Origin of the sequence: Chitinophaga sedimenti (assembly GCF_023156195.1) — a bacterium.
Lineage (GTDB): Bacteria > Bacteroidota > Bacteroidia > Chitinophagales > Chitinophagaceae > Chitinophaga > Chitinophaga sedimenti.
In genome coordinates, this window is sequence record NZ_JAKUKA010000001.1 from 1451742 (window position 1) to 1475118 (window position 23377).

28 protein-coding genes and 1 pseudogene are annotated in these 23377 nt (G+C 52.4%); 14 read left to right on the forward strand and 15 right to left on the reverse strand.

Annotated elements, in window-relative coordinates:
* Nucleotides 1–3: 3 nt before the first annotated feature.
* On the forward strand, nt 4–786 hold the full coding sequence (locus tag MKQ70_RS08210) for an alpha/beta hydrolase (protein WP_248069839.1): 783 nt from the start codon (nt 4–6) through the stop codon (nt 784–786).
* A 45-nt stretch (nt 787–831) separates the two neighbouring features.
* Here MKQ70_RS08210 and MKQ70_RS08215 read toward each other — a convergent pair whose 3' ends face one another.
* The 5 genes from MKQ70_RS08215 to MKQ70_RS08235 all read right to left on the reverse strand — a co-directional run bounded on the left by MKQ70_RS08215 (nt 832) and on the right by MKQ70_RS08235 (nt 3642).
* Entirely contained in the window at nt 832–1761 is a 930-nt protein-coding gene (locus MKQ70_RS08215; RefSeq protein WP_248069840.1) for a hypothetical protein, read from the reverse strand.
* Nucleotides 1751–1888 carry a hypothetical protein gene (locus MKQ70_RS08220; RefSeq protein ID WP_248069841.1) on the reverse strand — a complete coding sequence of 46 codons (138 nt, stop codon included), beginning with the start codon at nt 1886–1888 and terminating at the stop codon, nt 1751–1753. The genes MKQ70_RS08215 and MKQ70_RS08220 overlap by 11 nt, the downstream gene beginning before the upstream one ends.
* 78 nt (nt 1889–1966) lie before the next feature.
* Nucleotides 1967–2779, reverse strand: coding sequence for a DUF2157 domain-containing protein (locus MKQ70_RS08225; protein WP_248069842.1), 813 nt, complete (start codon nt 2777–2779; stop codon nt 1967–1969).
* Nucleotides 2780–2782: 3 nt separating this feature from the next.
* Complete coding sequence (locus MKQ70_RS08230) at nt 2783–2929, reverse strand: hypothetical protein (RefSeq protein ID WP_248069843.1); 147 nt, start codon at nt 2927–2929, stop codon at nt 2783–2785.
* A 98-nt stretch (nt 2930–3027) separates the two neighbouring features.
* Entirely contained in the window at nt 3028–3642 is a 615-nt protein-coding gene (locus tag MKQ70_RS08235; RefSeq protein ID WP_372489942.1) for a diacylglycerol/lipid kinase family protein, read from the reverse strand.
* A gap of 236 nt (nt 3643–3878) precedes the next feature.
* Here MKQ70_RS08235 and MKQ70_RS08240 point away from each other — a divergent pair, with 236 nt between their 5' ends.
* Nucleotides 3879–4835 carry an App1 family protein phosphatidate phosphatase gene (locus MKQ70_RS08240; RefSeq protein ID WP_248069845.1) on the forward strand — a complete coding sequence of 319 codons (957 nt, stop codon included), beginning with the start codon at nt 3879–3881 and terminating at the stop codon, nt 4833–4835.
* A 115-nt stretch (nt 4836–4950) separates the two neighbouring features.
* Here the strand turns inward: MKQ70_RS08240 and MKQ70_RS08245 are convergent, their stop codons facing one another.
* From MKQ70_RS08245 to MKQ70_RS08275, 7 genes are all read right to left on the reverse strand, one after another.
* Nucleotides 4951–5145, reverse strand: a complete 195-nt coding sequence (locus MKQ70_RS08245; RefSeq protein ID WP_248069847.1) for a hypothetical protein — start codon at nt 5143–5145, stop codon at nt 4951–4953.
* A gap of 106 nt (nt 5146–5251) precedes the next feature.
* Nucleotides 5252–5473 (reverse strand): hypothetical protein, encoded by a 222-nt coding sequence (locus tag MKQ70_RS08250; RefSeq protein ID WP_248069849.1) that lies wholly within the window; start codon nt 5471–5473, stop codon nt 5252–5254.
* The gene (locus tag MKQ70_RS08255; RefSeq protein ID WP_248069851.1) at nt 5437–5910 is read right to left on the reverse strand and encodes a hypothetical protein; all 474 of its coding nucleotides are present in this window, start codon (nt 5908–5910) and stop codon (nt 5437–5439) included. Before MKQ70_RS08255 ends, MKQ70_RS08250 begins: the two co-directional genes overlap by 37 nt.
* Entirely contained in the window at nt 5895–6335 is a 441-nt protein-coding gene (locus tag MKQ70_RS08260) for a LytR/AlgR family response regulator transcription factor (RefSeq protein WP_248069853.1), read from the reverse strand. The genes MKQ70_RS08255 and MKQ70_RS08260 overlap by 16 nt, the downstream gene beginning before the upstream one ends.
* Entirely contained in the window at nt 6296–6595 is a 300-nt protein-coding gene (locus MKQ70_RS08265; protein ID WP_248069855.1) for a LytR/AlgR family response regulator transcription factor, read from the reverse strand. The genes MKQ70_RS08260 and MKQ70_RS08265 overlap by 40 nt, the downstream gene beginning before the upstream one ends.
* Before the next feature lies 1 nt (nt 6596).
* Nucleotides 6597–7256: a sensor histidine kinase gene (locus MKQ70_RS08270; RefSeq protein ID WP_248069857.1), complete on the reverse strand. Its 660-nt coding sequence runs from the start codon at nt 7254–7256 to the stop codon at nt 6597–6599.
* On the reverse strand, nt 7256–7795 hold the full coding sequence (locus tag MKQ70_RS08275) for a hypothetical protein (RefSeq protein ID WP_248069859.1): 540 nt from the start codon (nt 7793–7795) through the stop codon (nt 7256–7258). The genes MKQ70_RS08270 and MKQ70_RS08275 overlap by 1 nt, the downstream gene beginning before the upstream one ends.
* A gap of 187 nt (nt 7796–7982) precedes the next feature.
* On the opposite strand from MKQ70_RS08275, the gene MKQ70_RS08280 reads away from it, so the two are divergent.
* Nucleotides 7983–8537 (forward strand): RNA polymerase sigma factor, encoded by a 555-nt coding sequence (locus MKQ70_RS08280; RefSeq protein WP_248069861.1) that lies wholly within the window; start codon nt 7983–7985, stop codon nt 8535–8537.
* The gene (locus MKQ70_RS08285; protein WP_248069863.1) at nt 8538–9002 is read left to right on the forward strand and encodes a hypothetical protein; all 465 of its coding nucleotides are present in this window, start codon (nt 8538–8540) and stop codon (nt 9000–9002) included.
* Between the two features lie 7 nt (nt 9003–9009).
* On the opposite strand, the gene MKQ70_RS08290 is transcribed toward MKQ70_RS08285, so the two are convergent.
* A complete protein-coding gene (locus MKQ70_RS08290) occupies nt 9010–9240 on the reverse strand; it encodes a hypothetical protein (RefSeq protein WP_248069865.1) in 231 nt (76 codons plus the stop codon).
* Nucleotides 9241–9252: 12 nt separating this feature from the next.
* Nucleotides 9253–9720 (reverse strand): DinB family protein, encoded by a 468-nt coding sequence (locus tag MKQ70_RS08295; RefSeq protein ID WP_248069867.1) that lies wholly within the window; start codon nt 9718–9720, stop codon nt 9253–9255.
* Nucleotides 9721–9787: 67 nt separating this feature from the next.
* Here MKQ70_RS08295 and MKQ70_RS08300 point away from each other — a divergent pair, with 67 nt between their 5' ends.
* The 3 genes and pseudogenes from MKQ70_RS08300 (at nt 9788) to MKQ70_RS08310 (ending at nt 12975) form a co-directional block, all read left to right on the forward strand.
* The gene (locus MKQ70_RS08300; protein WP_248069869.1) at nt 9788–11425 is read left to right on the forward strand and encodes an acyl-CoA carboxylase subunit beta; all 1638 of its coding nucleotides are present in this window, start codon (nt 9788–9790) and stop codon (nt 11423–11425) included.
* Between the two features lie 47 nt (nt 11426–11472).
* On the forward strand, nt 11473–11943 hold the full coding sequence (gene rnhA / locus MKQ70_RS08305) for a ribonuclease HI (RefSeq protein WP_248069871.1): 471 nt from the start codon (nt 11473–11475) through the stop codon (nt 11941–11943).
* Between the two features lie 184 nt (nt 11944–12127).
* Nucleotides 12128–12975: pseudogene (locus tag MKQ70_RS08310) on the forward strand (S66 peptidase family protein).
* Here the strand turns inward: MKQ70_RS08310 and MKQ70_RS08315 are convergent.
* Nucleotides 12976–14529 carry a M20/M25/M40 family metallo-hydrolase gene (locus MKQ70_RS08315; RefSeq protein WP_248069873.1) on the reverse strand — a complete coding sequence of 518 codons (1554 nt, stop codon included), beginning with the start codon at nt 14527–14529 and terminating at the stop codon, nt 12976–12978.
* A gap of 154 nt (nt 14530–14683) precedes the next feature.
* Here MKQ70_RS08315 and MKQ70_RS08320 point away from each other — a divergent pair, with 154 nt between their 5' ends.
* The 7 genes from MKQ70_RS08320 (at nt 14684) to MKQ70_RS08350 (ending at nt 23235) form a co-directional block, all read left to right on the forward strand.
* Nucleotides 14684–15985: a glycosyltransferase gene (locus MKQ70_RS08320; RefSeq protein ID WP_248069875.1), complete on the forward strand. Its 1302-nt coding sequence runs from the start codon at nt 14684–14686 to the stop codon at nt 15983–15985.
* Between the two features lie 248 nt (nt 15986–16233).
* Entirely contained in the window at nt 16234–16977 is a 744-nt protein-coding gene (locus MKQ70_RS08325) for a hypothetical protein (RefSeq protein ID WP_248069877.1), read from the forward strand.
* A gap of 4 nt (nt 16978–16981) precedes the next feature.
* Complete coding sequence (locus MKQ70_RS08330) at nt 16982–17179, forward strand: hypothetical protein (protein WP_248069879.1); 198 nt, start codon at nt 16982–16984, stop codon at nt 17177–17179.
* The gene (locus tag MKQ70_RS08335) at nt 17164–17364 is read left to right on the forward strand and encodes an STN domain-containing protein (protein WP_248069881.1); all 201 of its coding nucleotides are present in this window, start codon (nt 17164–17166) and stop codon (nt 17362–17364) included. Before MKQ70_RS08330 ends, MKQ70_RS08335 begins: the two co-directional genes overlap by 16 nt.
* Nucleotides 17361–19751 carry a TonB-dependent receptor gene (locus MKQ70_RS08340; protein WP_248069882.1) on the forward strand — a complete coding sequence of 797 codons (2391 nt, stop codon included), beginning with the start codon at nt 17361–17363 and terminating at the stop codon, nt 19749–19751. Before MKQ70_RS08335 ends, MKQ70_RS08340 begins: the two co-directional genes overlap by 4 nt.
* Before the next feature lie 3 nt (nt 19752–19754).
* A complete protein-coding gene (locus tag MKQ70_RS08345) occupies nt 19755–20789 on the forward strand; it encodes a DUF4249 domain-containing protein (protein WP_248069884.1) in 1035 nt (344 codons plus the stop codon).
* A gap of 127 nt (nt 20790–20916) precedes the next feature.
* Complete coding sequence (locus MKQ70_RS08350; RefSeq protein WP_248069886.1) at nt 20917–23235, forward strand: hypothetical protein; 2319 nt, start codon at nt 20917–20919, stop codon at nt 23233–23235.
* The last annotated feature ends 142 nt before the right edge of the window (nt 23236–23377 follow it).

Consider the following 23377-nt stretch of genomic DNA (forward strand, 5'->3'; position numbering starts at 1 on the left):
TTTATGTCATCCATCCAGTCAAAAACGATCCTTTTTGTTACCGGCTGCTTCGTAAGCCACCATTGCTGGAACGACTGGGCCGCGTATTTCGAAAGCCAGGGTTACAAAACCGTCACCCCGCACTGGCCCGGCAAAGCCGGTGAGCCAGCTGCGCTGCGGAACAGTCAGCCCAACAAAGCCATTGCCAGCCTGCGGTTAACACAGGTACTGGAGCATTACATCAGCGTAATCAAACAACTGCCCGAACTGCCGGTCATCATTGGTCATTCGTTCGGCGGACTGCTGACGCAATTGCTGATTAACCGCGGTTATGGCGTGGCGGGCGTGGCTATTCATTCGGTGCCGCCGCAGGGCGTATTGCCGATCGAGTTTTCGTTCCTGAGATCCACTTTCGCTGCGCTGGGCCTGTTTACGCCGCTGGACGAGGCGTACCTCATGAGTTTCAAAACCTGGCAGTACGCTTTTACGAATGGCTTTCCACTGGAGTTGCAGCATGCTACCTACAATGCACTGACCATTCCGGAGTCTAAACGGCTTTGCCGCGATGGCCTCACGAGCGCCGCGCACGTAGATTTTAAAAAGCCCCATGCGCCATTGCTGTTGCAGGCCGGGGCCGAAGATCATATTATACCTGCTTCCCTCAACAGAAGAAATTTCAGGGCCTACAAAACACCCGGCTCGGTCACCGATTTCGTGGTAAAAGAAGGACGGAACCATTTTGTATTAGGGCTTCCAACGTGGAAAGAGGATGCCCGGGACATACTGGACTGGATCAGGAAACAATAAGAAGGAGGCCCGGGATCACATGTCCCGGCCTCCTTCTTATTACTGTTAAAAGGTGCCGGTGGCCCCGCCACCAACGCCCGATCCGCCGCCGAATCCTTGCTGGTCCGGCGCCTGGCCCGGCTGCATAGTTTGCACGATGATCAGCGATTCGAGGTGCAGCTTTTCGGCCGCATGCTTGTCGTCGTCTTCTTCCTTTGTAAAGCCATGTTTAGGCGTTTTAAGGTAGCGCATGCCCCACCAGGCAGTGCCTGCCAGCAACGCCCCGGCCAGTATCAACTTACCTTCCAGCGCCATCAGGTGATGGTACATGTGTATCGTGTAACAGGCGGCGGCCACCAGCATCAGACCGGTAAGGAGCAGGGTGCGGTCTTTTCTTTTCAACCCGAAAAAGATATATACTAATGGCAATATAATCGTAGTGATCCAGAAGAACCAGGGTACGATATTATCCGGAAGTAAGGGATTGCCCATTACTGCCGTTACTGCGAGCGTATAGTAATTGAAACATGCGTAGAAAGATAGCAGTGCACAAATCTCCAGCGCCGTCAGGCAATGGCGGTAATGCCGTGCGCCATGCAGCGTGGCCAGTTTGCGGGCGCCAAAGTAAAAGGCTGCCGATACCATTGCCAGCGGAATGTAAGCATATAAACGCAGTACGGACGAAGGATCTGTTTGAAGGAAGATAAACGTCAGCAACGCAAAGTACGCGATGCCCGTCATGATCACGTCTGCATAACGCAACGCCAGCACCGTGGCGATTAACAAGAACGCGACCGACACCCGTAGCGGATACTCAAACAGATCCTGGAAAGCAAGTCCCGTCAGCAAAAACGCGCCGGCCATCCACATCAGCGCGGTGTCCACACCCGATTTGTAGTGCTTTTTACCGCCGTGAATGAACAGTTCTGCCGCCACAATACACATAACGGTCAGGAACACACAAAAGCCGGTAACGCTATCCAGGCTATCTACCACTCCCTATGAGCAGCAGCAGTCCGACGCCGGCCATTACAGCCACCACGGTCGCAATCAGCAGTCCTGCCCGTACAAAAATGTTCGGATGAAAAAATGCTTTCGGATAGGCCTCGCTGGCGGCTTTCATTTCGTCGGCCGTAATGAGGCCTTTTTATGGGCGGATTCCACCTCTTCGCGGAGGTAGGTCTGGTCGAGGGTTTCGGAATTATATGCGAGCATCTTTTTTCAGGTTTTTGTACTGGTAGGTAAGGAAAACACTAATGCCGATGGCGGAGCACAGGAAGTAGAGCAGCATAATGACCAGGTCAAAGTAATGGTAGTTGTTGAGCACCACGATGCTCAGGGAAATGTAGCTGTACAACACGCAAATCAGTATAAAATAAAAGGAATGTTCCTTACGCGCCTGCCAAAGGAATAAGGTGGTAATGCCCGCTACCGGCAGTACCCACAAACTGTTTTCAAAATACAGTTGCGCGGCAATAAGTGCGATATATAAAATATGCACGCCGAAGTTGCAGTAGGTGAAAAAGAAGTGCCGTTTAAGGTTGCGCAGCCGGCTGAGGTAGCCGCCGCCGATAAGGATCGCGCCGAGCAGGATGCCGGTGAAAATCAGCCTGCTGTCGCCAAAGTCATTTTCGGAGAGTATGCCCGTTGGCGTTAGGGCAATGCCCATCCAGGCGGCAAGATTCGTAATAGCCAGGCTCAATACGCCCAGGTGATCAAAATAGTAAGCGCTGAAAAACAGGATGAGCATCGGAATGAAAGTACTCGCGCCGTAACCCTGACCAAATACCCCGTATTGCGCCTGCAGGTAGGTGATAAATGATATGAGCGTAAGACAGCCGAGCAGCAGCACATAATCGAATACTGCATTTTCCGTAAGCACTTTATGCCAGGAAAACGGCGGCCGGTGCCGGAAACAGTATACAAAACAGCCGATACTGACCGCGGCGATCAGTAATATTACGGCCATATGGCCAATGGTGTCGAGGTTGCGGTAAATGGGTGCCGAGGCCACCGCTTAGCAGCAGTACCCCAGGTACAACAAGGTCTTTAATTCCCAATGCAGGGAAAACAAACGGCCGGCAGCAGCGGCTTTAACGCGGTCCAGCGAGGCGGCTGACAGGTGGCCTTCACGGTGCAGTTTTTCAAACAGTTTTTCGTCCATAGGTAGGGGAAATATATAACCTTTTCCCGAACCGGCAAATTACAGCTGGTCCGTACCCGAACTGAATACGGTGAGCGCGCGGTGCATGATGTCTGCGTTCACGCGGTAAACTTTGCCCGGTATTCGCCGTCCAACTGGAAGTGCGCCTTTCTTTTCGTATGGATGGTGATGTGTTGTGCAGGAATGATTTCTGTTTTACGCGGATCGAAGGGGCGGTGACGGAACAGCATTTTCAGGAGTTCGAGCACGGACAATTGCTTAATCAGCACCACTTCAAATATCCCGTCGCTTAAGTCGCCATCGGGATTAATAAAAGCGCCGGTACCATATTGGCGGGCATTGCCGAACACGACCATAAACGCCTGTCGCTCCAGCTTTTCCTTTCCATTATCGATGGTAATATCCAGCAGTTGACGGTAGTACAGGGTTTTTAATGCTACCCTGGCATAGCCGATCTGCCCCCGGATGCCCGATTTCTCAAAGTATTTTACCATCAGGGCGTTCAGGCCGATATCGCCCAGGTGTACGCAGTACTGGTCGCGGTCTACCCGTACCACATCGATCTGTTGGGTATTTCTTTGCACAATCACCTCGAGCGCCTCCGGGAGGGTGAGGGGCAGCGATAACTCCCGGGCCATGCCGTTCGCCGAGCCTGCAGGCAGTATCCCCAGGGGAATGCCTGTATCCACCAGTACAGAAGCCACGGCGCGCACGGTGCCATCGCCCCCGACGGCTACAACCCCGTCTGGCTGCAGCTCATGGACGGCCTGCTGCAGGGAAAGGCCCTTTTACGGGCGGTATGTATATTGAAGTAATGAATGTGGTAGGGCTTGTCCTGGAAAAAAGTATGGATCAAATTTTGCGGATCTTGTTTTCCGCGGCCCGATTTCGGGTTGATCACAAAAAGGAGTGTGCGAGTGCCGGAGCTTTCCATCTAGGTGTTAGTTGTATGCAATTAGATAACGGAACAGAACATATCAAATTTAAAGCCGCAAATAAAACGTGGCGCGATCGCTGGCTGGGATGGTTAAAGCTCACCGGGAGGGTAACCGTACGTGTTTACCGCGGTTACGGCCGCGACGGGCAACTACAGCTCTTCGGCCATGTGCTCGAACTGGGTCCCATTCCCCCGAAACGTTATTCCCGCAACATTATCCGCAATTTTTTCGGGTTGATCCGTTTGTTTATCGTGCGGGCCAAACCCAATGCCCAGGTAACTCTCACCTGGCAGGGGAAAGTGATCAGGGCTACCACGGCGGCCGATGGCTTCTTCCACTTTCAATGGACGCCGGAGACGCCTACGGATGCCGGCTGGCATGAAGTGCGGGTAGATCATACTGCTTCCGCCGATGGCGCGGTGCTGGCCTCGGCGTCGGGGAGCATTTTCATTCCCCACCGCACACAATACGGCTGTATTTCCGACATCGACGATACCTTCCTCATTTCTCATTCCTCTCGACTGGGCAAACGCCTGTTCGTATTGTTCACGCACAACGCCCGCACCCGCAAACCGTTCGACGGCGTGGTAGAGCACTACCGGATGCTGAGTTATGCAGGCAGCCACGAAGATACGCCCAACCCATTCTTTTATGTGAGCAGCAGCGAATGGAACCTGTTCGACTATATTACTGAATTTACCCGAACGCATAAGCTGCCGCATGGCGTGTTCCTGCTCAGCCAGATGAAACATTGGTACCAGCTGCTGAAAACCGGCCAGAACAAGCACGGCACCAAGTTTACCCGTATCACCCGTATCCTCGAAAGTTATCCCAACATGCGCTTCGTGCTGCTGGGCGACGATAGCCAGGAAGACCCCAACATCTACGAAGCCGTCGTGAAACATTTCCGCAAACAGATCATCTGTGTATACCTGCGGCATGTCAGCAAAAGAATCACCACCATGTAATGGAAGTGGCTGATCGCATCGAAACGGCCGGCGTACATTGTTGTTACTTCAAGCACAGCGAAGAAGCGATTGCCCATTCGTTACGCATTGGCCTGGTAGAAAAGCAGGTGAGTATTTAAAAAGGCAGATACACAAAACGCGTGACCGGGTACTGGTCGGTGATCATCAGCACGCCCTGTTTGTATTGCAGGATGCCTTCCCAGTTATCGCAGCCCCACATGAATGGTGCCGTGGGCGTTACCGTAATTCCCTGGTCAGTGACGTTTATTTTAATCAGCCGGCCCACGCAGTCCTTCCGCCAGTCGGCCATTTTGCCATTCTCTTTTTAAGCGGAACGGTGGGTTCATACTCTTCATACTCCCCGTTGTAATAGTAATTGATACCCCACAGCTGCCCGTTTTTTTCATGCAGGTCGGTTACCCGGAAGGGAAAGGCTGTACCGGGATATCTGTGACACCGGCGAAGCTGGTGTCGATGAGCCAGGCCTTGCTGCGGTCCGCGAAGTTGTTGTATTCGAACATCACCAGCAGTTTGTTCTGCTGCGGCAGGTAGGCGATGGCCTCATGTCCCGCTTCGGTCAATGCGGCTCCCTGCGCTTTTTTCAGTTTGGGGATGGTGATAATATGCGCCGTGTCCATCCATATCTTTTGCCCGCAATGCGGCCACGGACCACATAGCCATTGTCGTTGTAGGATTCTGTTTCCACGCTCATGAACAGCTGGTCGCCCACAACTACGCTGCCTTCCATGCCCTGGTAACCACGGAGTTTGGCCAGCAGTTCGTACAGGTTTTCGAAGCGGTATTCGTACAAGGTGTCTTTTGGTGTTTGTCCCGCCAATACGGCATCCACATAGGCCGTGTCGATGGCATAGATGTACCGGGCCGGGTATTGCGGCATCAGTATAATGCGGTCCTGGTAAGTGGCCAGGCTTGAATATTCGTTGTTCCGGTTCGACACGGTGCAGGGCAGCGGTATGTCCGTCAGTGATGTTTGCGCACTTGCCGCGGTGCTGACCAGCAGTAATAACAGCAGGTATTTCATCCCGCCAAAATAAGTAATTACCGGCTTTTCCATTCATCAACAAATGATGAATAACTGTCGCTGATGGGTAATGCGATGCCCGAATCCAGTATAGCCTTGCGGTTGACGACTGATGTTACCCTCTGCAGCGGTACGATGTACGAGCGGTGGATCCGGCGGAACCGGGCCGGCGGGAGTTTGTCCAGCACCGCCTTTAATGTCATCAGGGTCATGACCGGCTTGCCCGTGTTGAGGTGGATGCGGATGTAGTCTTCCAGTCCCTCGATATAGGCGATATTGCGCAAATCGATTTTGACGATTTTGTATTCGGAGCGCACGAACAGGCTTTCTTCCTGGTCGGCATGCGTACCGGTTTTGTACTCGTAGTAAGTAACCGCCCGCTTCACCGCTTTGGAAAAACGTTCGTAGTCTACGGGCTTCAGCAGGTAGTCCATGGCCTCCAGCTCAAAACCTTCCACGGCGAACTTTTTATGCGCTGTAATGAAAATGATGATGGGTTTGTGTTCCGGGAGCGCACAAGGTCCATGCCACTGATATCCGGCATATTAATATCAACAAAAAGCAGGTCGACGGGATTGTGCCGCAGGAACCCGGCGCCCGATACTGCATCCTCAAAGGTTTGCAGGAGGCGAAGGTCCGGCGACCGCGAAATGTATTCGCGGATCAATGCCAGCGAGAGTGGTTCATCGTCTATGGCGACACATTTCAACTGGGTCATATCATACCTTTAACGTGAGATCAACGGTATACACATCGTTTTCTTCCCGGATGTTCAGCAGGTAGCGGTCCTGGTACAGGTGCTCCAGCCGCTGCCGCGTGTTGGCGATGCCGATGCCGGTACGTTCAGGCGCCACAGCGGCGGCGCGGAATATCCTGTTCCGGCTGAAAAACGTAATGGTATGCTGTTCCGCGAATATACGGATAGTAATATTGGTCGGTTCGTGGTTGCTGATCCCGTATTTAAACACGTTTTCTATAAACGTCATTAATATCAGCGGTGCGATTTCTTTATGGTCCAGGTCGCCGGACACGTCAAAATCCAACTGCACCTTGCCGCCGAGGCGCAGGCGTTGCAGGGCGATGTAGTCCCGGATACAGGCGACCTCGTCCTCCAGCGACACGTAATCTTCCGTCGCATCATCGGTAACATACCGCATGATATTGCTCAGTTTCATAATACTATCTGCCGTATATTCATTTTTAGATATAGCCAGTGAGTAGATATTGTTCAGTGTATTAAACAGGAAGTGCGGGTTGATCTGGGCTTTCAGGAACGACAGCTCCGCATTGGCTTTGTCGGCCTCCGCCCGGGTGATGCGTTGTTCCGTCATCCGCCACTGCTTGCCCAGCTCGATGGACATGGCGAGGGTGACCAGCATTATATAAAGGAAGATGCTGACAACGTCGGTCCGCGGGCCGCCACCCGGCTGGCTGCCGGGGTCCGGCGGGCCAGGAAAATCACGACGACGGGCGTTCGACACACTGTCGGGCGGATAACCGGGAAAGCCGCCATCGCCCCGGCGGTCAAACGCACCAACCCCACCACCTGGCCGGCCAGGACCGGCGTCCCCGAACGGCCCGGATTCCCCTGCCGGAACGCCATTCCCCGGTCGGCAATGTGTTTACGCTGCAGCTGGTCGAACGGGCGCAGGTAGTACACCATGGCAAACAACGCCAGCAGTGATGCGGCATACAGCAAAAACTTCTTTTTAAGAAACAGCTGCGGCACCAGCAAGGCCGTATTCAGATAAAAGACGATGATAAAGACAAGGCAAAACTTCCAGTAGGTCCAGGAGGAGAGGAGGTCCCAGGAGGGGCCGCTACCGCGGGGACTAACGGAAAAGAGCAGGGGCAGACTCATGAAAATCAGCCATCCTGCAATATGTACAATGAAAGTGGACGCTTTAATCCGGAACATACGCAAAGTAATAGGTATAACCCCTTTAAAGATTCGATCTATCGGTGACCGGGCCGTATTTACCGACCAAAAAAACTTCCCCGGCGGTTGATATCCGTTATTTTATGAAGATAAATAAGTATAACGATTTCCACTGCGACTACTCATCAGTATGCCCTCCGGGTGAATGAATAAAAAAATTGTTTACATGGAAAGTATTTATATTGCGCACAGAATACTCCCTGCAACATTGACGAAAGTACCGGTACATATAAGTGAAGATTATCTGGTAGCACAATTAATCGCCGGCGATCACGAAGCCCGCACATTTGTGTATGATAAGTACTCACCCGCCCTTTACGGAGTGATCCTCCAGGTAATTCCCGAAGAGGAGCGCGCCAATGAACTACTGGTCAAGTTATTCGTACATATCTTCAGGAATGCGAAGAACTTTACAACTTCCGGCCATTTTACCCTATTCGGCTGGTTGATGAAAACTACCCGCGAATTTGTCGTGCAAGCTATACCTCCGTCCATTAGTTCGTCAGTGAACACAAAAATCCCTATACTGCGACCGAAAGAAAATGCGTTAATGCTGTTTATGAAAAATCTGCCCGCCGATGTTCAACGTATATTTGAATTATGTTATCAGAAGGGCTTATCACAGAAAGCAGCAGCCAACGCAACAGGACTTCCGGAAGCGGAGGTGTCTAGGCTCCTGAGGTCGTCAATGGTGGAACTAAGAAAATTTATGCAAAAGTAGGTGGAAATCAAAGAATACATAGACAGTGGAATTATCGAGAGCTACTTGCTGGGACTTGCAACACCTGAAGAGGAGTTGGAGTTACAGCAACTCAGAAGGGTGTTTCCCGAACTGAATGTAGAAATTGCGATAACCGAAAGAAAGCTGGAGAAACTGGCTTTCGAAGATGCCGTAGAGCCGCCCGCCCTCGCCTGGGATAATATTATACAAAGGATTACCTGGGAAGAAACCAACCGTGACTACGGCCGTACACGCAAAAAGGACTCCAGTAATATTCATATTCACATGGCGCCCCGTAAAGATGACCTCATCACGGTGCACAAATATTGGAAATACGCTTTCATCTGTATTTTCATCTTATCCAAACTATTCCTGATAGGCGCTATCATTTACGGGTTGAAATATTACCGCGAGCTGAAAAGTCAGCCTGCCCAAACCCCCACCCAGCAGGAGCAAACCCGGTAAATCTTCTTTACAACCACTTTTCAATGCTTTCCGCTATTTTCTGCAAAAGCGGCACGTCCGGATTTTTATAGTCGGCCGGCACCATCGCGCGCAGGTTATTTTCCTCATCGGGCTCAAACGTAATGCGGCTTTCCCCGATATACACGATAAATTGCGCCGTGTAACCCACCAGCGCCGGTTGTACTTCAAAAGTTTGTTCCGTTCCTTTGTGGGAAATCTTTAACAGAAAGGGATCCATGCGGCAAATATACTATGCCGCGGCGTATTTGTGCAGCAATACGATCTGTCCCAGGTGGTACCCTGCATGCACCACCACACCACGGATGTAGTAATAAGAGCTATGCTGCGTATTGGGCACCAGGCCATAGAGTTTGTCTTCCGGGTAATTACGCACGGTTTCCGCCATCAGCTGAAAGGAATGCTCCAGCCGTTGCAGCGTATTATACCAGTTTTCTTCGTTCGTATTTTCAGGCAGATAAAAGTCGGGCAGGTCGCCTTCCTGGTCTGGCTGCTCGCCCCGCAGTTTGCGCATCACGTTCTGGTGCCAGAATATCAGGTGATTCACGATTTCCCAGGTGTTGTTGGAACCGTTAAGGCGGTAAGTTGCCTGCTCCGGCGTAAGCTCCTGCAAATGCTCAAGCAGCGTTACATCCAGCCAGGGCTGCCCGCTGTATATATGTTCCAGTGCTTCTGCGAGTACAATCACGTGTGATGACATACAAACTATTTTTATACGACGTGTGATCCAACAATTATGCCTTATTTTTAGCAAAACAATCTACGTTATGGACCATCAGCAACTGGAAATTAATAAGAATGAAGACCAAATGCGTTTAATGGTGAGCACCATGAAACAACGCCTCGCCGTGATAGAACAGGGTGGCGGCAAGAAAAGCCTCGAAAAAGTTAAACAGCGCGGCAAACTCAACGCCCGCGAACGCATCAGTTACCTCATCGATGCGAACAGCACCTTTACTGAAATTGGCGCTTTTGCGGCGTACGACATGTACACCGAACATGGTGGTTGTCCCGCCGCGGGCACCGTAGCCGGCTTAGGCTACATCGCCGGCCGCCAGTGCATGATCATTGCGAACGATATGACCGTGAAAGCCGGCGCCTGGTTCCCGCTCACGGGCAAAAAGAACCTGCGCCTGCAGGAAATCGCCATGGAGAACAGGCTGCCTGTTATTTACCTGGTAGACAGCGCCGGGGTGTATTTGCCCATGCAGGATGAAATATTCCCGGATAAAGAGCACTTTGGCCGCATTTTCCGCAACAACGCCCGCATGAGCGCCATGGGTATTACCCAGATCGCTGCCGTGATGGGCAGCTGCGTGGCCGGCGGGGCCTACCTGCCTATCATGAGCGACGAAGTGCTGATGGTAGAAGGCAACGGCTCCATCTTTTTGGCCGGGCCTTACCTGGTAAAAGCCGCTATCGGTGAAGACGTAGACGCAGAAACACTCGGCGGCGCCGTTACCCACACAGAAATTTCCGGTATCGCGGACTATAAGTTCAAAACCGACGAGGAGTGCCTCGACCAGATCAAAAAGATCGTTGGCAAACTGGGTAAACCGGAAGACGCCGGTTTTGACCGTATCGCGCCTGTGGCGCCCGCTAAATCGCCGGAGGATATTTACAGCATCATTCCCCGCGACGGCAGCAAACCTTATGATATGGTTGAGCTGATTGAGCGCATCGTCGACAATTCAGCATTCGATCAGTATAAAGAAGATTATGGCAAGAGCATTTTATGCGGATATGCGCGGATAGACGGCTGGGCCGTAGGCATCGTGGCCAACCAGCGCAAAATCGTGAAAAGTCGTAAAGGCGAAATGCAGATGGGCGGCGTAATTTATAACGACAGCGCGGACAAAGCCGCCCGTTTCATCATGAACTGCAACCAAAAGAAAATCCCCCTGGTGTTTTTGCAGGACGTAACCGGCTTTATGGTCGGCAGTCGCAGCGAACATGCCGGCATCATTAAAGATGGGGCCAAACTGGTAAATGCCGTGTCCAACTCCGTGGTGCCCAAAATCACCATTATTGTGGGCAACTCTTACGGCGCCGGCAACTACGCCATGTGTGGCAAGGCCTACGATCCGCGTTTCATTTACGCCTGGCCCAGCGCCAAAATTGCGGTAATGGGCGGGGAGCAGGCCGCAAAAACATTGTTGCAGATACAGGTGGCATCGCTGAAAGCGAAGAACCAAACCATCTCGCCCGAAGAAGAAGCGAACCTGCTGAAAACCATTACCGATAAATACAATGCCCAGACCACGCCCTATTATGCGGCCGCCAGACTTTGGGTAGATGCAATCATTGACCCGGGAGAAACGCGTAACATTATCTCCGAATCGTTGAAAGCCGCCAACCAGGCGCCGGTGGAAGAAGCGTTCCGCACAGGTGTGATACAGGTATAAGGCTTTCGATATTTTCTGTTATTTTTGCCCGCTTAACTCAGGAAATTTTGGCAAACCAGCAATTGATTATTTATACAGACGGTTCTTCGAGAGGCAATCCCGGTCCGGGCGGTTATGGTGTAGTAATGTTGTGGGGCAGCCTGCGTAAAGAAATGGCGCAGGGCTACCGCAAAACCACCAACAACCGAATGGAGTTGCTGGCCGTGATTGTGGCGCTGGAAGCGTTAAAGAAGGATGGGCAGGATATCATCATTTACACCGACAGCCAGTATGTGGTAAACTCCGTAGAAAAGGGATGGATATGGAGTTGGGTGAAAATCGGGTTTAAGGATAAGAAAAACAAAGACCTGTGGCAGCGGTTCATCCCGCTGTACCGCAAACATAAAATCAAGTTTGTCTGGGTGAAAGGCCATGCCACCAATGCCGAAAACAACCGTTGCGATATCCTCGCCACCGAGGCGGCAGACAGTGGCCATCACCTGGTAGACATTGGCTACGAAAACGGCGACGGCAATTAATATAACTCATGGACCGCAAGCATTTTTATCCTCTCTTGTTACCGCTGGCGCGACATTGCCCGCGCTCGGCGCCGTGGCGGAATTAACCGCGGAAGACCATCCGGTTACGATACCGCCTTACCTGAAAAAAGGCAGCGTAATCGGCATAACGTCGCCTGCTGGCCACATTACCCGCGAAGAAATAATGCCATCGGTACAGCTGATGGAAAGCTGGGGATGGAAGGTGCAGATCGGCAGTACTATCGGCAAAGCAGATTACAGTTTTGGTGGTACCGATGAAGAACGCTGCCGGGACCTGCAACGTATGCTGGACGATCCCAAAGTGGCTGCCATTATGTGCGCACGTGGCGGTTACGGTTGCGCGCGTATCATCGACAAACTGAATTTCGGGAAATTTAAGCGCCATCCCAAATGGGTGATCGGCTTTAGTGATATTACTGCGTTGCACAGCCACATTGCCCGGCAGTGTGGCATTGCAACGCTGCACTCCAAGATGTGCAACAGTTTTCCCATTGATTTCGGCGGAACAGACAGCATGGTGCAGGCCACCATCTTGTCTATCCGCGATGCGCTGATGGGTAATACCATGCATTATACCGCTGCTGCAGACCCGAAGAATCGCCTGGGTAAAGCGCAGGGCATACTCGTAGGCGGCAATCTCTCCATGCTTGTCAGCGTGGCTGGTACCCGCTCCGAAATGAACACAAGGGGCAAAATTCTGTTCCTGGAAGAAGTGGGCGAGTACCTGTACAGCCTCGACCGCATGATGGGCAACCTGCAACGTTCCGGCAAGCTGGATGCCCTCGAAGGACTGATTATCGGCGCTTCAACCGTGTTAAGCCCGACGATCCCGGCGAAGAATTCGGTCGTACGTTGTACGATATCGTGTTCGAAAAAGTAAAAGACTACCACTACCCGGTGTGCTTCAATTTCCCCGTAGGGCACCAGCGCAATAATTATGCGCTTAAATGCGGCGTCAGCCACCGGCTCGAAGTAACGGCCGGCGGCGTAAAGCTGGATGAAGTACGCTAACTAACGGCTACCTAAACTTGGTTGCGCCGCCTGTTTACGGGGCAGCTTTTCATCGCGCTGCGCGGTGTTGTATACAAAGGCGGCAATCACCACCGCTGCCTGTTTCAAATCATCTTCCACCAAATGATCGTACGTGTCCATGTTGCTATGGTGCGTGCGGGTATTGTATTCTATCGGGTCCTGTATAAACTGGAAGCCGGGCAGTCCGAGTGCGTCGAACGACTGGTGATCGGTACCGCCGGTATTGCGTATTGTTACCGTGGTGGCGCCCAGGTCGGCAAAGGGTTTCAGCCATTCGGTAAAGATGGGGTTACAGGCTTCGTTGCCCTGCAGGTAAATGCCGCGCACTTTACCGGTACCATTATCCAGGTTGAAATAACCGGAGAACTTTGATTTCGCGTCTGCGGTCGCAAACTCCTTTTTCGTGTAAGCCCCGGATCCTAATAACCCCTGCTCTTCGCCGCTCCACAAGGCAATGCGGATGGTGCGGCGTGGTTGTACGCCAATCGCTTTCAGGATGCGCAGGGCTTCCATCATCACCGCACAACCGGCAGCATTATCGGTGGCGCCACTGCCGCCATGCCAGCTGTCGAGGTGCCCGCCCAACATCACCAGTTCCGATTGCAGTTGCGGATCGGTGCCGGGCATTTCGGCCAGTACGTTGTAAGCTTTGGTGTCGTTGGTGTTCGTGCGTATTGCAATGTCGATGTCGAGTTTCACGGGAATATCTGCACGCAACATGCGCACCAGCGGCATGTAATCTTCAATCGTCATCGCCATGCTGGGAAAGCCGTCTGCCGCTTTGGGATCGTAGAGCCCACCGCTGGCCACGAAGATGGTGCCGTCGTGGTTGCGGTTGCCGGTGCTCAGTAAAGCGATGGCGCCTTCCGTTTCGGCCATTTTGCGCAGGGAAGGGGTGAGAAATACGTTGCGCCTTACCTGTAAGCGCGCCTGTTCTGCGGCGCGACGCTGAGCGGCCGTATCACGCGGTGCGGCGGACCTGTTTGTCGCCGATTGCATGTCGGCCAATTGCTCGTCGGTAAAACGTACTGCATCCGCTTTAAAACTCTGTTGATAAGGATCTTCGCGGTCCAGTACCAGTATTTTGCCTTTCAGCTTTCCTTTTAACGAGGCTAAGTAGACAGAGTCGCTGCCGGTAATCAATATCGCGGGAGCGCTTTTTAATCCCTTCGTGCCGCTGGTCCAGCTGGGTGGAAAGGCGATCAGCGGGCGGTAATATGGTGCGGTTAACGCAAGGTAGGAACGGGTGAGTTCCCAGCTTTTACCGAACTCGCCCCAGGCTTCAGTGCGCGCGTTTTGCAGTCCCCAGCTCGTCATCTGGCGAATGGCATAATCTGCGGCGCGTTTGTAACCCGGGCTGTTCGTCAGTCGCGGCCCTGCCACGTCTGTCAGTTGAAAAGCGATGTTCATCACCTGCGAGCGTTGCAGGCCTTCTTCGCGTATCTTTTGCATCACAGCGGCATCGGGCTGGTCCTGTGCGTAGGTAATAACGGGTAACAACACGAGGAGTGTCAGTTGGCTAAACTTTCTCATAAATAAAACGGGGTTTGATCAATTTAAGATAACCATATTTTTCCTGCTTTACATCGCTAATTCGATAAGTGGCAGCGTTGCGTATAACTACGCAGTTCTGTAAATCCTTTTTTATGCTGATGCAGGTGCGCTGACGATGCAGCAACTTTGCAACATGTCACAACCCCGCGTTTTATTCGCCCACGTTCCCTTCGATGGGCATTATTATCCCCTTACCGGCCTTGCCATGTACCTGGTGGAGCAAGGCTACGACGTACGCTGGTACAGCGGTACCGCGCACGCTGAAAAGATAGCAGCGATGGGCATCCCGGTATTCCCGTTTAAGCGCGCGGTCGAATTGAATCAATCTAACACAGATGAATTATTTCCCGAACGCCGGCAACTGAAAGGCAAAATCGCTAAACTGAAATTTGATGTGCGGCAGTTTATTGCCCGTGCGCCGGAGTATTACGAAGACCTGCAGGAAATCAAAGCCCGCTTTCCTTTTGATGTATTGGTGTGTGATGCGGCTTTTACCGGTGCCTGCCTCGTAAAAGCGTTGATGCGCATCCCGGTTGTGGCCGTGGGCGTGTTCCCGTTATCGGTGTCTTCCCGCGATCTGCCGCCCAATGGTATGGGTTTAACGCCTGCCCGCAATGGTTTCGAAAAGTTGAAACACGCGGGCCTCCGTTGGATGTCGCGGAACGTATTGTTTGCCGGTGCCTTGAAACAGACCAATCGTATTTTCACCCGCTACGGCGTTAATACCTACAATGGTCTGGTGTTCGATGTGTTGCCTAAACGCTGCGACCTGCTGCTGCAGAGCGGTGCGCCGGGTTTCGAATACCAACGCAGCGATTTGCCGAACAATGTACGGTTCGTGGGTTCGCTGCTGCCATTCCGCGCCAAAGCCCCGGCGCCTTTCCATTTGCAATCGCGGCTGGCTTCGTATGGGCGTATCATCCTGGTAACACAGGGTACGGTGGAAAAGGACCCGGAAAAGCTGCTGGTGCCTACGCTCGAAGCGTTTAAAGACACGCCATACATGGTGGTGGCTACTACAGGTGGTTTCAACACGGCGCTGCTGCGCAAACGCTTTCCGCAAAACAATATCATTATAGAGGATTATATCGATTTTGACGGTGTGATGCCGCTGGTAAACGTGTATGTAACTAATGGCGGCTACGGCGGCGTCATGCAGGCCGTAAGCCATCAACTGCCGCTGGTGGTGGCGGGACTGCACGAAGGCAAGAACGAGATCAACGCCAGGGTAGGGTATTTTAAGCTCGGGATCGATCTGCGGACCGAGCGGCCAACCGCCTGGCAAGTCAGGTCGGCCATAGAGAAAGTCCTAAGCGATCACCGGTACAAAGAAAACGTACGCAACCTGGCCCGCGAGCTGGAGCGTTACCATCCCGGACGCGCTGCCGAACGGTATATCAAGGCGCTGCTGCACCTCTATCAACAAAAAAGGTAAGGGCTGAGGTAAGATAAACTTAACAGATAATAAGGGTAATTATGTTTAATATTGCCGGGATGCAAACAGCGTTCCGGCCATTTCAACGTTTAAAAACAGCATTTCGTCGGGTAATCTGGCTAACGTACCATGCAGCCGGCATGTTACAGCTATTCCCGCTTTTTAATTTGGAATTATTGGTCTATATTGGTTCCCAGCCAAAATCCAGGACAAAAATTAATACCCGTTACCGCGTCTTTTATAATTGTATGAATCGTTTTACCAGGATTTATTGTATTGTTTTTTGCTTAACCGCCCTGCGCAGCGTTTCGTTTGCCCAGGACCAAACGGCAGATACCTCCGTGCGCCAGTCGGCCATCCGCAATGCCGAAGCCTACTATCATAAAGTAATCGGCGGGCAGTCGCGCCTCTATAACGGCAGCGAATACGTGCCTTACCCTTTTGCACTCAACGAGGGCAGCCACTTTTTTATGTCGGACAGTCTCCTCCGTGGTACTGTTTCCTACGATGGCATGTACTTCGAAGACGTACCCATGATGTTTGATATGGTGAAGGACCAGCTGGTGGTGCAGCAAGTGGGCAACTTCTTCCGCATTTACCTGGTGAACGAAAAGCTCTCGGAGTTCACTATTGCAGGACATACATTCGTACGCATTGTACCCGACAGTCTTAACGCCCGGGTGATGAGCACCGGGTTCTACGACCGCCTGTACCAGGGTAAAACCGGGGTATACATGCGCACCCAGAAAATGATCCAGGAAGCGACGAATAACGATGGCATCAAACGTACCATTAACCAGGTGGTGCGATATTACGTGTTAAAGGACGGGAAATTCCATCCTGTTAAGAATGAGAAATCGGTGCTGGCGCTGATGGGAGACCAGAAAAAGGAAGTGCGTCAATACCTGCGCAAAAACAAGATCCGCTATAAAAAGAACCGTGCAAACGCCATTGCCCGCACAGTGGCTTACTATGACCAATTGATCAAGTAAAATCATGCTTTTACGCTTTAATCTGCTTTGTATTACCCTGCTGCTGCTCTTTTCCTCCACGCGTGCCCAAACGCCGGAGAAAATGATAACGGCAGACTTCACCGATGTGTCGGTGGAGCGCTTCCTGCTGTCGCTGGAGGCCCGCACGGGATACCGCTTTTTTATGATACCGCGCAACTGGACAGTGTGCGCATTACGGTAAGCGTAAAGGACGCCCCGCTCACGCAGGTGTTGCAGAAAGCCCTGGCCGGCACGCCGCTGAACTTCGCGATCGACGGCAACCGGGTATACGTGGTAAAGGAAAGAACCATCCGCCTGTCGCTGCCGGAAGAGTATTTCGTGCGCAGGGTGGTGGATCTGGCCAACCGAAGAAAAACGAGGAGGTGATCGACTATGCGCAGGGCGCCAAACCCGTGCAGGAAGCGACGCTCGAAAATAAACTCTATGTCATTGGTACCCCCGGCGGCAGTAAAGACCCCACGGTGAACCTGGCCGGTTATATCCGCAACACGCAAACCGGCGAACCGGTAATCGGGGTATCGGTGTATGTTGATGCGCCTAAACGTATCGGCGTGGCCACCGACCAGTACGGCTATTATTCCATCAATCTTCCCCGCGGCCGGCACGTGCTGCACATCCAGAGCATTGGCATGCGCGATACCCGCCGCCAGGTGATGCTGAACGATCATGGTAAACTGAACATCGAACTGGCAGAGCAGGTGATTTCACTGAAACACGTAACTATTACCGGTGAGAAAGCCGGTAACGTACGCGGTACACAAATGGGCGTGGAGAAGCTGAGCATTAAAACCATCAAACAGGTGCCCGCGGTATTCGGCGAGGCGGACATCCTTCGCGTGGTGCTGACGCTGCCCGGTGTGAAGTCGGTAGGGGAAGCCAGCACGGGCTTTAATGTACGCGGCGGCGCAGCCGACCAAAACCTCATCCTGTTCAACGATGCCACCATCTATAATCCATCCCACTTCTTCGGCATGTTCTCCACGTTTAACCCCGAGGTGGTGAAGAGCGTGGAACTGTATAAGGCAAGCATCCCCGCGAAATACGGCGGCCGCCTGTCTTCGGTGCTGGCGGTGGATGGCCGTGAGGGTAACAAGAAGAAGTTCGCAGGCGTAGGTGGTATCGGGCTGCTCACCAGCCGTATCAACCTCGAAGGCCCGCTGGTCAACGACCGCACTTCCTTTGTATTCGGCGCGCGTACCACGTATGCCAACTGGATGCTGAAGTTGCTGCCGCAGGAATATGAGAACAGCAAAGTAAATTTCTACGATGTAAACCTGTTGTTAAGTCACGAGGATAAAAAGAAAAAGAACAACTTCTACCTGACTACCTACCTGAGCCGCGACCGGTTTGCGCTGAACAGCGATACGACCTACGGCTACGGCAATAAAAACATCTCCTTTAAATGGAAACATGCCTTTAACAGCAAGTTCTCCGGGATGGTGACGGCGGGATATGATTTTTACGATTACAACATCAACAGCGACGCAAAAGAGCTGGAGGCCTATAAAATGAAGTTTGACATCGGGCAGGCAAACCTGAAATTCGATTTTAATTACTACCTCAACTCGAGCCATACGCTGGATTTCGGCGTCAGCAACATCCTTTATAAGCTGCACCCCGGCAGCTATGAGCCGGTAGGCAAGGAGTCCGAAGTGATTGCCGATATTATGGAGCCGGAGCAGGGAATGGAGAGTGCCGCGTACATTGCGGACCACTGGACGATCACGGATAAAATTTCCCTGGATGCAGGCATCCGCTGGTCGATGTTCAATTATCTCGGCCCCCGCACCGTGAATTACTACCCGGCCGGCGTATCGCGCACGGATGAAAACCTGATCGAAAGTAAGCAACATCACCGCGGCGATTTCATCAACAATTACAATGGCCCGGAATACCGCGTTGGTGCAAGGTTTGCGACAAGCGCTACCTCGTCGCTGAAAGTATCCTACAACACCATGCGCCAGTACATTCATATGCTGTCGAATACCACGGCCATTGCACCGACCGACATCTGGAAACTAAGCGATCCGAATATCAAACCACAGCGTGGCGACCAGGTGGCATTAGGGTTCTATAAAAACTTCAAATCGAACACGATAGAAACATCGGTAGAAGTATACTATAAAAACCTGCACGATTACCTGGATTACAAGAGCGGCGCTTCGCTGGTACTGAACCACAAACTGGAGCAGGACGTGATTAACACAAAAGGCAAAGCGTATGGCGTGGAACTGATGGTTAAAAAGCTGACGGGTAAACTGAATGGCTGGATCAGTTATACTTACTCGCGTACCCTGTTGAAGGTAGATGATCCGACGACGACGGAAACCGTGAACAAGGGCGATTTTTATCCGTCCAATTACGATAAACCGCACGATGTAACCATGGTGGGCAACTACCGCTTCTCGCACCGCGTGAGCTTTTCACTGAATACTACCTACAGCACGGGCCGGCCGATTACGCTGCCGATCGGCAAGTACGAATACGCCGGCGCGGTGCGCACGCTGTATTCCGACCGCAATGCCTATCGCATACCCGACTACTTCCGCATGGACATGTCGCTTAATATCGAGGGCAACCACAAGGTGCACCAGAAAACCCATAACTCCCGGACGTTTGGCGTGTACAACCTGACGGCGCGCAGGAACGCATATTCGGTGTATTTCGTGTCGGAGAATGGATATGTAAAGGGATACAAGCTGTCGATCTTCGGCGCGGCCATTCCATTTGTGAACTTTAACATCAGATTTTAAGATATGCGCAACCGACTTATATACGCCCTGCTGGGTGTGGTGCTGCTGGCTACCGGCGCAGGTTGTAAGGATCCGTACACACCGGATATCACCACCAGGAACCTGAACTACCCGGTGGTGGAAGGTGAGATCATTAACGGCCAGGCGGAAACTATTTTTAAGTTGAGCCGCACCGCTATGATGGCCGACACCTCTTACATCAAAGACGAATTGAATGCCGATATACGCGTGGAAGGCGACGACAACAGCAGCCGGCAACTGGCAGGCATCGGCGGTGGCCGTTACACGGCTGGTATACTGAACCTTAACACGGCTGCAAAATACCGCGTGCACATCCGCACGAGCGACGGTAAAGAATATGCATCCGCCTTTGTGAACGTGCATACCAATCCGCCGATCGATAGCGTAACCTGGCGCTGGGAGCCGGCCGAAGGGGTAAAAGTGTTCGTGCATACGCACGATCCGGCTAACAATACCCGCTATTACCGCTGGCAGTATGAAGAAACATGGGAGCATGACGTATACTATATTTCGGCGATGAAGTACGTGACGCCGCCGCCCCGGGTGATAGAAAGACCCGCCAATGAAACGCTGCCGATACGTTGCTGGCAGTACGAGAATTCGTCCAGCATCATCATTCATTCTACCGCACGTTTGCAGAACGATATCGTGAAAGACAAACAGCTACTGACAGTGCCAAACGGCTCCTGGAAAATGGGAGTGAAATATACGGTGCTGGTGAAACAGTTCACCATGGATAAACAGGCGTTCGACTACTGGCAGATGATGAAGCGTAATACGGAATCACTCGGCTCCATCTTTGATCCCCAGCCTTCCGAATCGCGGGGTAATATAACCTGCCTGACCAACCCGTCGGAACCGGTGATCGGCTGGGTAAGTGCGGGATCTGTGCAGGAACAGCGTATCTGGATCAGCCGCAGCCAGCTGATCGGCTGGCGTTACTCGCTGATCTGCGAGGAAACGCAGGTGCCGGCGATCGCAGACAGCCGGAGATTTATTTCGGCAGTGGCATGTTAACGCCCATTTCAGAGAACCCGGCCGACGGCAGGGTGCTGGGTGTACCGCGCTATTGCGCCGATTGTTCCACCAGGGCCAATCCGCAGAAACCTATTTACTGGCAATAACCGATAACGATATTATTCGAATGATAAAGAAACTGATTTATATCCTTGCTGTACTCGCCCTGCCGTTGCAACTGGCGGCACAGTCGGTATTGCAGTCGTCGCTCGACCAGTACCGCCGCAAAGTGTTCCAGGAGAAAGTGTATGTGCATACCGACAAGGAATTTTATGTAGCGGGAGAAATCATGTGGTTCAAGGTGTACAATGTGGACGCCTCCCGGCATCAACTGGCCGACGTGAGCAAGGTGGCGTACGTGGATGTACTGGACCAGCAGAACCACCCGGTAATGCAGGCAAAGGTGGAACTGAAGAATGGCACGGGCAGCGGATCGGTATATGTACCGGTACTGCTGAATACCGGCACCTACAAACTGCGCGGCTATACCGCCCGGATGAAGAACTTCGACCCTTCGACCTATTATGAAAAGACGGTAACCTTCGTCAATACACAGAAAGTACTGGATATACCCGCGAATGAACCACCGAAATATGATATCCGGTTTTTCCCCGAAGGCGGTTACCTGGTAAAAGATCTGCAAAGTAAAGTCGCATTCACGGTGAAGGATTTCGCCGGTAATGACCTGTCGTATACCGGTGCGGTGCTGGACCAATTCAATGATACCGTCGTAACCTTCACACCGGCTAAAAACAGTGCCGGCACGTTCCTGTTCACCCCAAGGGAAAATCGCGTATATCATGCGGTGATTCGTCCTGCCGGGGCAGCGCCGGTGACGGCGAAACTGCCGGAAGTGAAGGCGGCCGGTTATGTAATGGCGTTAACGACGGAAGGCAACAATGTCAAAATAACCGTTAGTGCCGCCAATGCCCCGGGCGACGGCGTATACCTGCTGGCGCATACCCGCCAGGTGGTGAAAGTGGGAGAGAGCAGGTCGCTGAAAGACGGGCGCGTGGAGTTTATCGTGGACAAGAATAAGCTCGGAGATGGGGTTACACATTTCACGGTGTTTAATATGGACAGGCAGCCGCTCTGCGAACGCCTGTATTTCAAGCGCCCGAAAACGATGGAGATTGGCGCGGCGACAGATAAAGCGCAATATGGTGTGCGCGAAAAAGTAGCCATCAATATCAATGCAAAGGATGCCGTGAGCATGTCGATGGCCGTGTACCGCCTCGATTCGCTGCAGGTGCCGGCTGCGGATGATATTACCACTGCCTTTTACCTTACTGCCGATATAGGCGGCTACGTAGCCAATGCCGCGTCGTACCTGGACGATGAAGCAGCAATGGATAACCTGTTGTTAACCCGCGGCTGGCGTAGGTTCCGCTGGGACGATGTGTTGGATACGAACAAGAAACCCGCCTTCCAGTATGCACCGGAATTCAACGGCCACCTGATTACCGGCCGGGTGATCGACACCCGCAACAACAGGCCCACTTCCAGTATCGCTACATTCCTTTCTGTACCCGGTCCCACGGTAGAGTTTTATACATCACTGAGCGATGCGCAGGGCAATGTACGCTACGACGTGCGCGATTTTTATGGTCCCAGCGAGGTGATCGCACAAACCGATGGACAGAAAGACAGCATGTACCGCATCGATATTCACAGTCCCTTTTCCGACAGCATTTCCAACATGCCCTGGCCGCAGCAGCCACTGAGCGAGATCTATGCGCAAACGTTGAACAGGCGGAGCATCAATATGCAGGTACAGAACATCTTTACCGGTGAGCGGATGAAACGAGTAATCTTTCCGGACGTGGATACGTCGGCCTTTTACGGCAAGCCGGACGCGCGGTACATGCTCGACGATTATACCCGCTTCACCACCATGGAAGAAGTACTGCGCGAGTATGTACTGGGCGTAAATGTACGCCGCCGCAATAACCGCTTCGTATTGTACGCACTGGACATGCCCACCCGCAACTTCTTTACGGGCAACCCGCTGGTATTGCTGGATGGCGTGCCCATGTTCAATATGGATAAAGTACTGGCTTACGACCCGTTAAAAGTTCGCAAGATGGAAGTACTTACTAAACGCTATTTCCTCGGCGCCCTGTATTTCGACGGCGTCGTAAGCATGACCACTTACAAAGGCGATATCGGCGGTTACGAACTGGATGCCAATGCCACTGTGGTGGATTATGAAGGACTGCAGGTGCAACGCCAGTTTTATAGCCCCGACTACAGCACGGACGCCGATAAAGCCAGTCACTTGCCGGACTACCGCAACCAGCTCGCCTGGCGGCCGGAAGTAGCCTCAGCACCTGCGCAGACCTTCTTTACCTCCGACTTACCGGGCCGTTACGTAGTAGTGTTGCAGGCATTGGGCGCTCACGGGCTTACCGGTAGCAAAACACTTTATTTTGAGGTGAAGGAATAAACCTAAACAGCATAATTTGTCGGTGCAGCGCCGGCTTTCCTTTCGGGGAAGGCCGGCGTTATTTGTTAATAGTATTGATAAAATTATTTAATATGTTATATTTGATCACTGGTGAATGCGCAACCATATTTAATGAGAACCT